Source organism: Parageobacillus sp. KH3-4 (assembly GCF_022846435.1).
GTDB lineage: Bacteria > Bacillota > Bacilli > Bacillales > Anoxybacillaceae > Parageobacillus > Parageobacillus thermoglucosidasius_A.
Window position 1 is genome coordinate 1,926,254 of the sequence record NZ_AP025627.1, and the last position, 13,707, is coordinate 1,939,960.

Consider the following 13,707-nt stretch of genomic DNA (forward strand, 5'->3'; position numbering starts at 1 on the left):
CCACGCCGACGACTATGGTGCAAAATTCCTGTTCCATCCAATGAACTTGGGATCAATGGAAAACAAAATCGTTGTTTGACGTTTTCCTTTTACACCATTCCGGGACTTCATCGTCCCAATCAGCGAGGCAAGACTTTTTATCCGCAAGAGACTTCTGGGTGTGTTTCGACAAAAAAGTCCGGCTCCCGTATTCACCGCATGTGTAGCGGCTGCTTGGTAACTTGCTACCAAAGATTTAGGACACTAAAATCTCCCCGACTTAAAAATCGAATACAGCAGCCATACAAACATCAGTGTCGCTACGCCAAAACCAATCTCGATCGCCGGGATTTTCCACAACAATGTTGATTGCCTGCCCATGGAAGATCCGATAATAATCCCCACCATAATAATGCTGAAGGACAATAAAACGATGCTAAACGATAATCGATTGCTGATTTGATCTAATTTTTTTAAAAAATGGTCCAGCTTAGGGACATCGATCTCAAGATGAAGCTTTCCTTGTTTGATTAAAGAAGTCAATTCTTTCATGTTCTTTGGAAAGTCAATCAACATTTCTCCATAATCGGAAACGCGCTTCCATACCACTTCCGCTACGTTTTTAGGCTGCCATCGTTCCTTTAATAGCTGCCGCCCGAACGGTTCGGCAATATCGAGGATACGGAAACCAGGATCTAGTTTTTCCACCATCCCTTCCACCGTCAGCAACGTTTTTCCTAACAACGTTAAATCTCTAGGGAGGCGGATGGAGTGGCGAAACGCTACGCGGAACAGGTCATTGACAGCCTCGCCAAGACTGATTTTGCTTAACGAGACATGGTAATATTTTTCTCTCAACTGTTCCACATCATCACGCAACTGCATTAAATTCACATCATCCGGCACCAATCCCATTTGGCAGATCGACTTAATGACCCCATCTGTACTTTGGCGCATTAAAGCAATAACCAATGAAGAAAAATGATATTTCATCTCAGGATTCAGCCGCCCTACCATTCCGAAATCGATAAACGCGATCGCCTCTCCAGGCAGCACCAACACATTCCCGGGATGGGGATCTCCATGGAAAAAACCTTCGATAAAAATTTGCCGGAAAATCGCCTTCGTTAAGCGATCCGCCAGATTTTTCAGATTATAACCGTTTTGCTTTAGCCGCTCTAATTCATTGAATTTGACGCCTTCCACGTATTCCATCGTTAATACCTTTTTGGTGGAATACTCCCAAAACACTTTAGGAATATAGATGTTCGGGTCATTTTTGAACTGATTGGAGATTTTCTCGGCGTTGCGCGCTTCAATCGTATAATCAAGTTCTGCTCGCAAGGAACGAGAAAATTCATCAACCATATCGCGAATTTGATACCGTGCGGCCCATTCAAGCCGGCGTTCAGCAAGAATAGCCAAATCCTGAAGAATTTCCAAATCTGTCTCAATGACGTTGGCGATGTTCGGACGTTGAACTTTGACAGCCACTTTTTCACCTGAATGCAAGATTGCCTGATGAACTTGCCCGATCGAAGCGGCGGCAAGTGGAACATCCGCAAACTGGCGAAAAATTTGATTTAAGTCAGCCCCTAATTCCTTTTGAACAATGTTGCGCACTTCTTCAAACGAAAAAGGCGAAACTTGATCTTGTAATTTTTCCAATTCGCGGATAATCTCTTCCGGAAGCAAATCGGGGCGCGTACTTGCAATTTGCCCCAATTTCACGAAGGTTGGACCTAATTCCTGCAGAACAAGCCTAATTCGTTCACCAGTGGTTTTTCCATCCTTTTCTTTCGCGTCAAAAAACATCTTGTGCGGGAGGGAGAGGAACTGAGCAAATCCAATTTCTTCGACCACGATTCCAAATCCATGACGAATCAACGCGATGGCAATATCACGGTAACGGCTCATATGGCGTATCCTTTTCCCAACCATCCATCCACCCTCCTTTTGAGCAGCAAGAACTTTTGTTAGGCTTCCTTCATTTATTCGCCGTCGCTTTTTTCCAAATTCTCCACTCGTTCTTCCAATTTTCGAATATCCTCTTTTGTTGCCAAATCCAATTTATCCATCATTTGCTTAAGCTGTTCGCGCACAATGCGCTGCAACTCCGCTTTTCTTTCTTCCTTTTGCTGAATCCACTGATCCATAATATCCTTCGCCTCTTCCAAAGATAATTCTCCTTTTTTCACCAGCTCATCGACAAATTTTTCTACTTGTTCCTTGCCTGTTACAGCCAAGCCGAGACCAAACATCAACCATTTTTTCATAAAAGCCATTTTTTCGATATCCTCCTCATATTATTTTATTTAAAGTTAATCCTATCATCTCATAAATCTGGCGCTTCTTGCAACAAACTGAATGGCATTCATTTTTCAAGCGCTAATATAGACTAAGCGGCGTACGGGAACATTTCTGGCAATTTTGCTATTTACGCCATGCTGAATATAGCAGGATGGTTCCAGCAAACACGGTCATTCGCGCATCATTGGTTTGGGAACTTTGAATAAGGCTTTTATTCTCCTCACAATTTGCAAAAATAAACAATATGTACGCACAAAAAGCACTCGAACCTATACTTTCGGAATCTCATTGCTGAGACTGCTGTTGAAAAACTCGAGTACTTTTGCTTTTTACATTCTGCAACTGACATCACGGTGTTTAGAAGAACTTAAAGGATTTATTTGTCTAGTGCATAGAATTCGTCACCGCCACGAGCGCCGCCTGCCCAAGACTAATGCCGCCGTCGTTAGGCGGCACTCCTTCGCTGACCCATACGTGCATATCGCTTTCCAGAAACAACTCCTTCAAATCAGCTAACAAAAGCGAATTTTGAAATACCCCTCCGGATAACACAACCGTGTCAATCCCATAGGCCGCTCCTAAAGAACGAACACTTCTAAATACTCCCTCGGCGACGCTTCGATGAAACGCGCGTGCAATAACCGCCACATCTTTGCCGTTCAAACGATCCTCGATCATTTCTTTCAAAAGAGGGAGATAATCAAGCTCTTTTCCATCCCATGGAAAAGGGTATACCTTCTCTAACGGAGCTGTACGTGCTAAATGCTCCAGCCAAATGGCTGCCTGACCTTCAAACGAGATTGAGCCGGTGAATCCTAAAAGGGCAGCTGCTGCATCAAACAAACGCCCGACAGATGTCGTAGGAAAGGTGCGCAATTGTTTTTCTACCATCTTTACCGCCGTGAAAAAACGCTCAGGAAGCGAAAGCCGCTTTCCGATGTTGATGGCCAACTCCGGCTCATTCACAAAGAAACCAGCCAACGCTTGAATCGGCATGCGTGCTGCCGCGTCGCCGCCGGGAAGCATGGCATAACGAAGATGGCCCCGCCGTTCTAATCCTTTTCTGGCGCTTCCGACAAACAATTCGCCACCCCAGATCGCTCCATCGTCGCCAAAACCTGTCCCGTCAAAGGCTACTCCGATCACCCGTTTGTCCAATGCATTTCGCTCCGCCAGCACGGACGCCACATGAGCTCGGTGGTGCTGAATGCCGATATGTTGATAAGCTTCTAGCCCCTGAGCAAAGGCGGTAGAACGATAATCAGGATGAAGATCGTACGCTACGATCGTTTCCCCCAATGGAACATCATACATCGACAAAAGATCGTAGACCGTTTGCGCAAATGACATATATGCTTCGTATTTCATCAAATCTCCTAAATGCTGGCTAATGATCGCCTGTCCATTCACCACTAATGTGACAGTATTTTTTAAGTCGGATCCGACAGCAAGAATCGGCCGATCGCCGGGCAGTTGGGCAGCAGGAAGCGGCGCATACCCCCTCGCCCGCCGAAGTACGGTAGGGCCAAATGGGCTGACGCGAACAACGGAATCATCGACGCGGCGGGCAATAGGCCGCTCTCCAATAAGCCACGCGTCCGCAATGCCTTCAAGCGCCTTGATCGCTTTGTCATCTTCATAGATGATGGGTTCACTGGAACGGTTAGCACTCGTCATCACAAGTACATGCGGCGCACCGAAGTGAAACAGCAAATGATGGAGAGGAGTGTATGGAAGCATTACCCCTAAATCGGAATTATCGGGAGCTACTCCCGGCAGCAATCGGCGCGCCCTCGCCAACACGATTGGACAGGCGGAAGATGTAAGGAGCCCCTCTTCTTCCGCTGATATATCGATAAGGGTTTTTGCCGTCTCGATATCTTTCACCATCAAAGCAAACGGTTTTTCGCCGCGGCGTTTCCGCCTTCTAAGCTCCCATACCGCTTCTTCGTTTTCAGCATCGCACGCCAAATGATAGCCGCCAAGCCCTTTGATCGCTACAATGTGCCCGGTACGAAGGAGCTCTGCCGTTTTTTCAATCGCTTTTTCATCACGATACATTCCCCCCTCCTGCCACCGCACATAATAATGAGGACCGCATTCGGGGCAAGCAGTCGGCTGCGCATGAAACCGGCGGTCCGCCGGGTCATGATATTCCGCCGAACAAGCCGGACACATAGGCCACGCGCGCATCGTCGTATAAGGACGGTCATACGGAAGACGTTCAATGACAGTATAGCGAGGGCCGCAATCTGTGCAATTGATGTACGGATAAAGATAGCGGCGGTTAACCGGATCGAACAGTTCGGACAAACATGCCGAACAGACCGCAAGATCAGCAGGAATATGCACCGTCGGCCGATCATGGCGCATGCTTGCCGAAATTTCAAAATCAGCTGCTCCTTGTATAGCCGCATCTTTGATTTCCAAATGGATTATTTTGGCTGAAGCAGGAGGACGCTCCGTAATTTCTCGAACAAATTGTTGAATGGAGCCGGCATCCCCCTCCACATGAATCTCCACACCGCTTTCTCCATTGCGCACCCATCCGCTGAGTCCCCACCGCTTTGCTGTACGAAAGACAAAAGGACGAAAACCAACCCCCTGCACAACACCATAAATGCGAATACGCTGCGCTATTTTCATGATAAACCACCTGCTTTCACTTCGTTTTGAAGCTGGAGTGGGCAATTCCTCCTAACTAACAAGCGAACGAATCTTTGCGAACCATCCTAACCTTGAATAAGAACGCCTTGTACGTTGAACTTGATACGCCGGCGCACAGCCTCGTTCTCGCATTCGATTCACACAAGACACATGATGGTGGAAGATTTTACGCGACAGATCTTTTCCAGCTCCGCACCTTTCGATTCGCAGAGCAGCCCTGCACAAGGTTGTTCGTTTGTTTCGACAAAAGAAAAGGCGATTTATCTCCCGTTTTCTTTCACTAGGCCGCACCTTGCCCAATTAGAAGTGGAGTCCTATCGCCTATTAAAATAAAGATTCGTCTTCGTTTGCGGACGGCAAAGCAACCATGCATCCGCGACCGGAAACCCCTACTTGAATGACTCGCCCATTTTCCACTAAGACGGGAACAGTTCCTCCTCCCGTCAAAACGATAAGCTGCTTTAACGCCTCTTTGTCTTCTTCGACATCATACTCTACAAATTCTTTTCCGTCCCATAACAAACTTTCTCGCAATTCCCTCGTATAAGGACATCCTTTCGCACCATAAAGTTCTAGCATCCTTATTTTCATCCTCCAAAGAGAGATTATTATATAAGAATTCTCATGATTGACTAACAGATGCGTGGCAGCGGGTCGCCGATAAGCATATCAATCATTCGCGTTCCTCCATACCGGGAACGTGCTAAAACTACTTTCTTTGGTTCTGCTTGTATTTCACCAATACGCCGCGCATCCTCTCCGCCTGGCATGCTTCTAAGCGCTTTTAATGCGATATCGGCGTATTCCGGTGAAACGACGGCGAGAAACTGTCCTTCATTGGCAATATGAAGGGGATCCAATCCTAAAATTTCACAGGCACCGCGTACCACAGGACGTACTGGAATCTCCTCTTCATCGAGCATAACAGCCACCTGAGCGTCCCTCGCCAATTCGTTTAATGCCGTCGCTACACCTCCTCGGGTCGGGTCGCGCAACCATCGCAACCCCGGAGCCGCCGCCTCAATAAGCGCCGATACAAACGGCCAGAGCGGACGAGTATCGGAAGTAAGATCGGCTTCCAAATCCAATTCTCCTCTAGCCAAGAGAACGGTAATCCCATGGTCTCCAATCGGACCAGACAGAATGACTTGATCACCCGGTTGAACGTTTTTGGCCGAAAGAGAAACACGCGGATCTGTGATGCCGATACCGGCAGTAGTGATGAACAGGCCGTCCGCTTTTCCGTGCTCCACTACTTTCGTATCGCCCCCGACCACAGGCACTCCAGCGCGTTGAGCCGCCTTAGCTATAGCCGCCACTTCCCGTTCCAGCTCCGCCGTTGCCAACCCCGCTTCTAAAATAAGTGTAGTCACCAAAGCCAGCGGTCTGGCTCCTCCCATCGCCAAATCGTTTATCGTTCCATTGACGGCAAGTTCGCCGATAGACCCTCCTGGAAAGACTCGTGGATTGACAACAAAGCTATCTGCAGTAAACGCCAAGCGGCGCCCATCTGCGTCAATATACGCAGCGTCATTTAATTCTGCCGGCTTGTCCCCCATCATATAAGGAACTAATAGCCCTTCGATCAGTCTTCGGCTGGCTTTCCCACCGGCGCCATGAGCCAATTCAATGCAAGAATCAGTAAAATGCACTTTGGCAGTCTTCATGTTCCTTCCTTCCTTTCTTCTTGATGCAACGATTATTTAAGAAATTCGGGAAAAATCTCCCAGATCATATAACTACCGAACAATAAGCTGATAACCCCTGCCGCCGCCCGAATTCGAAAACGTATCGTGTTTCGCTTCGCTACCATCGTAAGAGCCGGCGCAGCGATGCATAATGTCATCGCAAACATCCCAAAGACTGTACCCAAACCGAAAATCAAAAGCCAAAAGATCGCCATTTCTAAGCTTGGTGAAGCTTGCATGGCGAGCACAGCGACGGCACCGCTTCCCGCAAGGCCATGCACGAGGCCGAACCCGAAAGTGATCCATTGCCGGCGCTCCAATTTCACCGTCGGATGGCGGTGTCCAGGACGATGAAAATGCGCGTGGATCGTTTCATCATGCGAATGAACGTCATAATGGACACGCTCTTTGATCACTTTCCAAAGCGTAGTCACACCGAGCAAGATAAGAAGAATCCCTACCCCCGCATCAACAAGGCTCTCAAAAAACGGAGGGATTTCTAAATGTAAGATTAATAGCGGAAGCCCGACAAAAGCGATCGGAATTAAGTGTCCTATCCCCCAAATAAAACCAAGCTGGGCGGCAGGCCAAAGTCTCCGTTCTTCGGAGACGAGAGTCGAAACAGCTACGACATGATCGGGGTCTAATGAATGACGGACCCCAAGAAAAAGAGCAACTCCAAGCAGGACAAGCCAATCCATAAAAATATCTCCTTCCCTTTTATTTCCCCACTGCATCTTGCAAATGAACGTAATGGTAATAGGCAGCGCATGCTCCTTCCGATGACACCATGAGAGCTCCTACAGGATGTTCCGGAGTGCATTCTTTGCCAAACAGTTTGCATTGCTGTGGTTTTAACACGCCTTTTAATACTTCGCCACACTGCGCCATTTGCGGATCGTTCACGCGAGCTCCCTCGACTTGGAAACGAACTTCCGCATCCCACTTGGCGAATTCAGGGCGCAATTTTAGCGCAGACTGCGGAATAGTCCCAAGTCCCCTCCATTCGAAAAGAGGTCGAACTTCAAAAACTTCTTTCATGATGTCAAGCGCAGAAATATTTCCTTTATATGGAACGACACGACTATATTGATTTTCCACTTCAAACCGCCCTTCGCGCATTTGCTTCACAAGCATGAGGATCGATTGCAATAAATCCAGCGGTTCAAAACCGGAGATGACTATAGGTTTTCGGTATTTTTTCGCGATAAATTCATAAGGACGGGCGCCGATTACCGATGACACATGACCAGGTCCAATAAACCCGTCAATGCGCATATCCGGAGAATCCAAAATCGCCTGAATCGCCGGTATAATCAGGACGTGATTGGAAAATACGGAAAAATTGGACACATCCAGTTCACGAGCGCGCATCAGCGTCAATGCCGTTGACGGAGCGGTCGTTTCAAAACCAATCGCAAACAGCACAACTTGCCGATCAGGATGATCCATCGCTATTTTTAAAGCATCTAAAGGAGAATAAACCATACGGATATCGGCCCCTCTAGCTTTTAGTTCGAGAGGCGTTCCATGTTTCCCGGGAACGCGCATCACATCACCGAAAGCGGTAAAAATCACGTTCGGCTGCTGGGCAATAGATAGCCCATCGTCCATGCGTCCCATTGGGAGAACACAAACAGGGCATCCCGGTCCATGAACAAGTTCAATATTTTCCGGCAACAGATTTTGCAATCCAAATCGAAAAATAGAAAAGGTATGTCCTCCGCAAACTTCCATAAAACGATAATGATAATTTGGATCAACGAGACGGCGGATTTCTTCCGATATCTTGCGGATTAATTCCGGGTCGCGAAACTCATCAACATATTTCATCGTCGCCATTCAATTACACCCCCCATATTCGGATCATAGTGCCCCCTCTGCATGCATATCGGGTCATCATTGACCAACAATCTTCCTTTTGTCTCATCAAGCCTGCAACGTGTGTGTTCATTCATATGTTCAAATTCTTTCTTTATCAAATTGGTAACCTTTCACTTCCTCTATCGCTTCGTCCGATTCATCTAACATGCTAAGCAATTTCAGTTGTTCACTCGCTTGTTCTTCACTGATTTTACTCATCGCAAATCCAACATGAATGAGCACCCAGTCTCCAAGAAAGAGGCGCTCATTTTTCAATAAATCAATGTTAATTTTGCGACGCACACCGCAAACATCCACCACAGCATAATGATGATCATCATCAAACATTTCTACAATTTGCCCTGGAATAGCCAAACACATGGATGCGTCCCTCCCATTTTGTAATAAATTCGAAATTTCAGATGTTTCATTTTGCATATAATTAAAATAAAAAGCAAGAGTTCATCCGAAAACGATGAAAATCTTCCTTGAAATCTTATAGATTGGCAGTTTCCTCAATTTCTTACTCTCTATGTTTAATACCATTTACACGAATTCAAGACGCCAAATGATGACACGGTTATTTCCTGAATCAGCGATGGCCAGCCGATGTTGATGACACCAAATCCCGTACGGCCAGCATAGTGAATCCCTTGTTACGGCTTGCCAGCGGTTTTCTCCCATTCCTTCGAAATCCGCCTGACCAATAACGTACGAAGCAGGATGATACGCGCCTTTTCGCGGCAACTCAGTAAAAAGAAGGATGCGGCTGTTGGCCGTATCTGCCACTGCAAGCAAATTGCCGCATAGTGCGATCCCGTAAGGAAACCGGAGTCGCCGAGGGCCTTGCGGGACATGGGGAAGTTCAAATGACTGAGTAAAATCTTGTTGACCGAGAACTAAATCAGCTGGCCGGTCTATCTCTGGAGACGGCGTATAACCGAGGACGCGGTGATTGCCTGCATCCGCAACATATAACGTATTTCCATCGCCGGCAATGGCGTGAGGCCAGCGATATGTATCCATTCCTACGCCTTTTCCCCGATTTTCGCTGTTCACATAACCATTGGGTTGTCCAAGAATCAAATCGGGAACACGTCCATCTTCAGGTAAACCTTTCCATCCTAAAACTCTACGATTTCCCGTATCCGCTACGTAAAACCATCCATTCATATAAGCAAAACCATATGGCCAATAAAATCCGGTCGGACTGACTTTCCCTCCCCGATTAGGGGATGTTCCCGACAAATCGGCCTGTCCCAAGACATAATCGGGAGGCTGGTTATTTATTTTCGGCAATGTTTCCCAAATGAGCAGACGATGGTGCCACGCATCTGCGACAAATAACATTCCTTCAATGACAGCAACGCCAGTTGGGAGATGAAACAGTTTTGGTCCCTCTGTTTCAAAATCATGCTGACCTAAAACGATGTCAGCCGGCGCATGATCGTTTTCCGGCCAGCCGTACCAAATGAGCACGCGATGGTTGCCGCTGTCGGCCACTATCACAACATGATCGTCTATATACACTCCCCTCGGTGCATAAAGATGAATCCGGTTTGGCTGGGCTGGAGGCAATGTAAGACCGCCGGGAGCCGGTCCCCCCAACCACCGCTCGGGATAAGCGTTCAGCCTAATCGTATCCATATTTTCTGATCCTCCACCCGCACTGGAAATGGTTCTAGTTGCACGTGAGGGGCCGTCATGCATTCCCCGGTGGATAAATCAAAACGGAAGCCATGCCATGGACAAGTAATAACCGATCCATCCACCAGTCTTCCGTCAAGAGGCATCCCCATATGAGGACACTGATTGCGAAATGCCATTACTTTTCCATCCATGCGCACTAGCAAAACGTCATGTTCCTCATACGAAAAGCGAGCAGGGCGCCCTTCTTCCAATTCCGAGACGGATGGTCCTTGCACCCATCCATTTTGTTCTAAATTTCCAGTGTCACCCATAATATGCGATGGCAAGTAGCCGGAGACCGCTTCCTCTTCGACCATGACGACATTTTCAATTTCTGGAACGCGGGCTTTAATCGCTTCCTCAACCCCGTTTTTTAGCGTCACAGCAGATAGCGAACAACCGGAACAGGCTCCTTGGAGGCGGACATAAACCGTCTTTCCTTCCACTTTAACTAGTTCTACGCCACCGCCATGCGAACGCATATAAGGACGCACTTCTTCAAGCGCAGCAGTGACACGGGTAAACAAATCTTGTTTAATGATTCCGTGCAACAAAAACATCGCATAAATAGAAGGGTCTTCTACCGCCTTTAGCAGCAATTCTTTTCCCTCCTCCGTTTCACGAAACGTACGGACGAGCTTTCTAAGAGCATGTTCATGAAACGCTTCGATGGCTTTTTTTAATTCCATCGCCTTCATCCGAGCATCTTCTGGCAGTCCCTTAATCGAGTCCAACGCCCGGTCCACCCGTTCGGCCAAAGCTTGAAAGTCCTCTTCTTGCTGAACTTTCATGATTACTCACCTCCAAAAGCCAACGTTTGCTCAAGCGCTTCTTCAGTTTTCCGATGCAATAAAGCGGCAAATGTTTGTTTGGCCATCTCCTGCAACATTTCTCCAACCGTCACACGTTCAGCAATGTTAGAAAGATCATGGACACGCTGATTAGCCAAAGCCTGCAAAATCAAGCAAGAACCCGCCGGATTATCAAGGAGAGCGTCGCGAAAGAAAGCGTCCACAAATTCGTTCAGCCATATTCCTTCTCCTTGAGGATTCGTGCGGAGCCGTTCTAGCGCTTTTTGCGCCCCTTCATTGCGCTGGATAATGCGTTCACTAAAACGGTCAACCGCCATAGCCAACAAAAGGTTAACGTATTGTTGCTCATGGGGATTCATGCTACCCTTCCTCTCTCATTTTACTGCTCCATTTTTTCATTGGATGCTGCTTGCTTCCGCTTACAGGCAATTTCTGTTAATATGTCTTCGACGGCATTCGCTGCCTCATGTTCTCCATATGTACGAAACAATCGTCTCGCCTCTTCCAATCGAGGCAATGCTCGAGAAAACGCGCCTAGATGTGCCAAAGCATTCCCTTGATTGGCTAAGACGCGGGCATATCCTAGCGGATCGTCTTTAGGACGGCGCACTTCAAGCACCTCTTCATAAAGAGCTACCGCTTCCCAAAGATTTTCTTCGGGATGAGATGTTTTCACATGCTGTAACGCATTAGCCAGATTGACCGTAGCGCTTGCCCAAAGTTCCGGGTGTGTATCTTTTTTAAAAATGCGCAAAGCTTCCCTCAATGACTGAATCGCTGTCGCCGTGCGCAAATAGGCACTGCGGTCTAAAGACGGCATGGCCAAATACGCCAATGCAAGATTCATATGAACAGTAGCATACTCTTCCGGATAAGTGTCTTTTCGATATACTTTCAGTGCTTCATGATAGCATCTGGCGGCTTCTAGAAGAGAACCTTTCCGTCCTTCGGCGCCTGTTTGATGCACTGTGCCCAATTGAAACCACAGCTCAGCCCTAGCTTCCTGAAAGGACGACATTTCTAAAAGAGCGATGGCTTTTTGGTATCCTTCTACCGTTTCCTTTCCGTGATCACCAAGCATTTGTTTTGTCGCCGCCCATTCCGCATAAAGCCGAGCGGAAAAAACAGGAGACACGTCCTCTGCTATAGTAGCGGCTGCGAAAAGAAACGAAAGCCCCGTCGGCCAATCTTTTCGTTGAAATGCATCGTACGCTTGAGTTGCCAGTAAAAACGCTCGTATTTCTCCTGCAGTATCACCAAGCGGCGGGGGAGTTTCACATAATTTAAGGCGCCAAGCCACTGCATCCAAAAGAAGGGAGAGGTCCCCTGAGATCGCTTCTTTGGCCAAAGTATACGTATGTGCTTGCGGATCCAAGATAAAACGGTTGTAAGCAGCTTCCGGTCCTTCGGGCAATAATGCTAACACCTCGTCTTCGCTTTTTCCCTCAATCGCCGCAGCAAAAAAGCGCCAGCTCTCCGGCCAACTATCCGGGAAATGTCCGCGGAGAAGAAAGGATATGAATTGATCTGCTTCTGGAACAGGTGGTAAAAGAAAAAAACCTGCCGCTCCAGGAAAAACACCTATTGGCTGTGGCTGCAGCACTGTTATTCCCCTTCCCTTACTAAATGTGGAAACGAAAACTGAACCTCTAAACGACTAAAGCCGGCAGGTTCTGCTACACCTGCAAGCAGGCACTCGCTCTTGTTCCGTTAAGGATCATGGGCAAACACCTCACTCGTGTTAGCGTCCTGTCGGCTCGGTGCAAAGCCCGTTTTCCGCTTTATCCTCATCACCCAAATCGCGGGATGAGCTTATATGCTTTTGCAATGATTACCTCTCCGTCATCGTATCGGAACCAAAAAGTGGTATGCGAAGCGTTCCATATTGATCATCCCATATAGCATCGCGAATTCCCGGCATCACTCCTTCAGGCAAAAATTCTTGGACAAATATGCTTCGATCTCCACGAGAATTGCGCAATTTTAACAATAATCCCCCCGCTCCCAAATGACTTACCGGCATCACCCACAGTTCTCCGCCACGTACTAAAGCGATGGCGGTTCCCGTAGGGAACCGCACCGCTTCTTCGGCGGGAATATGTAGATAGCCCGTTGACGTCAGTTCAAGCTTCACTTTTTTTCCCTCCTAAGCGTTGAAGCAACTCCTCCGCCAAACGATCTAAGGCGGCTTCCACCGTTGGAGACAATCCAAATCCGTACGACAAGTTTTCGGCTTCGATCAGGAAAACGGTCACTTTCTTCGGAAAGCGGCTTTTTAGAAGCCAACGGCCTAAGGCAATCGCATGATCCCAGCGGAAATTGTGAAGATTGACATCTTTTAGGGGAGGAGTTTCCACCTCTTCACCCGGAATCTCAAAAATCGTGCCTGGCTCAGCTCCTGACTTACAGGCATCTACAAGAATCAGTTCATCAGCATCCCCGATTTGAAAAGCGACATCCATGCCAGCAGTTCCGCCATCCGCCAAGCGGACTCCTGGAGGAACCCCCTGTTCCCACAATTTGCGGATCAGCATAGGTCCCGCTCCATCATCGCTTCGAAGCAAATTGCCACATCCAATAATAACGGTCATACGAATTCCTCCTTCTGCAAGCGTGCCAGTTCAAAGAGCCATCGTTTCCATTATCATTCTCTATTTCGCTGTTTTACTGGACGATTAGATTACAGTTGCATGTAAACG

The 13,707-nt window shown here is 47.7% G+C and carries 14 protein-coding genes; all 14 read right to left on the bottom strand.

Features of this window, described 5'->3' with window-relative positions; genetic code table 11:
• Positions 1-243 precede the first annotated feature (243 nt).
• Entirely contained in the window at positions 244-1,920 is a 1,677-nt protein-coding gene (locus MWM02_RS09915; RefSeq protein WP_244401907.1) for an ABC1 kinase family protein, read from the bottom strand.
• Positions 1,921-1,970: 50 nt separating this feature from the next.
• A complete protein-coding gene (locus MWM02_RS09920) occupies positions 1,971-2,264 on the bottom strand; it encodes a phasin family protein (protein ID WP_064553739.1) in 294 nt (97 codons plus the stop codon).
• A 409-nt stretch (positions 2,265-2,673) separates the two neighbouring features.
• On the bottom strand, positions 2,674-4,935 hold the full coding sequence (gene hypF / locus MWM02_RS09925) for a carbamoyltransferase HypF (RefSeq protein WP_244401908.1): 2,262 nt from the start codon (positions 4,933-4,935) through the stop codon (positions 2,674-2,676).
• 345 nt (positions 4,936-5,280) lie between these two features.
• Positions 5,281-5,535, bottom strand: coding sequence for a Uxx-star family glutaredoxin-like (seleno)protein (locus MWM02_RS09930; RefSeq protein WP_064553736.1), 255 nt, complete (start codon positions 5,533-5,535; stop codon positions 5,281-5,283).
• A 53-nt stretch (positions 5,536-5,588) separates the two neighbouring features.
• Entirely contained in the window at positions 5,589-6,623 is a 1,035-nt protein-coding gene (gene hypE / locus MWM02_RS09935) for a hydrogenase expression/formation protein HypE (protein ID WP_064553735.1), read from the bottom strand.
• 32 nt (positions 6,624-6,655) lie between these two features.
• Positions 6,656-7,345, bottom strand: coding sequence for a HoxN/HupN/NixA family nickel/cobalt transporter (locus MWM02_RS09940; RefSeq protein WP_064553733.1), 690 nt, complete (start codon positions 7,343-7,345; stop codon positions 6,656-6,658).
• Positions 7,346-7,364: 19 nt separating this feature from the next.
• The gene (gene hypD / locus MWM02_RS09945; protein ID WP_244401909.1) at positions 7,365-8,486 is read right to left on the bottom strand and encodes a hydrogenase formation protein HypD; all 1,122 of its coding nucleotides are present in this window, start codon (positions 8,484-8,486) and stop codon (positions 7,365-7,367) included.
• A 120-nt stretch (positions 8,487-8,606) separates the two neighbouring features.
• Positions 8,607-8,888, bottom strand: a complete 282-nt coding sequence (locus tag MWM02_RS09950) for a HypC/HybG/HupF family hydrogenase formation chaperone (RefSeq protein ID WP_064553731.1) — start codon at positions 8,886-8,888, stop codon at positions 8,607-8,609.
• A 165-nt stretch (positions 8,889-9,053) separates the two neighbouring features.
• A complete protein-coding gene (locus MWM02_RS09955) occupies positions 9,054-10,154 on the bottom strand; it encodes an NHL repeat-containing protein (RefSeq protein ID WP_244401910.1) in 1,101 nt (366 codons plus the stop codon).
• Entirely contained in the window at positions 10,136-10,987 is an 852-nt protein-coding gene (locus MWM02_RS09960) for a NifU family protein (protein WP_244401911.1), read from the bottom strand. Before MWM02_RS09960 ends, MWM02_RS09955 begins: the two co-directional genes overlap by 19 nt.
• A 2-nt stretch (positions 10,988-10,989) precedes the next feature.
• On the bottom strand, positions 10,990-11,367 hold the full coding sequence (locus tag MWM02_RS09965) for a hypothetical protein (protein WP_064553726.1): 378 nt from the start codon (positions 11,365-11,367) through the stop codon (positions 10,990-10,992).
• Positions 11,368-11,387: 20 nt separating this feature from the next.
• The gene (locus MWM02_RS09970; RefSeq protein ID WP_232509691.1) at positions 11,388-12,611 is read right to left on the bottom strand and encodes a tetratricopeptide repeat protein; all 1,224 of its coding nucleotides are present in this window, start codon (positions 12,609-12,611) and stop codon (positions 11,388-11,390) included.
• Positions 12,612-12,839: 228 nt separating this feature from the next.
• Entirely contained in the window at positions 12,840-13,142 is a 303-nt protein-coding gene (locus tag MWM02_RS09975) for a hydrogenase maturation protease (RefSeq protein ID WP_244401912.1), read from the bottom strand.
• On the bottom strand, positions 13,132-13,599 hold the full coding sequence (locus MWM02_RS09980) for a hydrogenase maturation protease (protein WP_064553722.1): 468 nt from the start codon (positions 13,597-13,599) through the stop codon (positions 13,132-13,134). The genes MWM02_RS09975 and MWM02_RS09980 overlap by 11 nt, the downstream gene beginning before the upstream one ends.
• Positions 13,600-13,707: the final 108 nt, after the last annotated feature.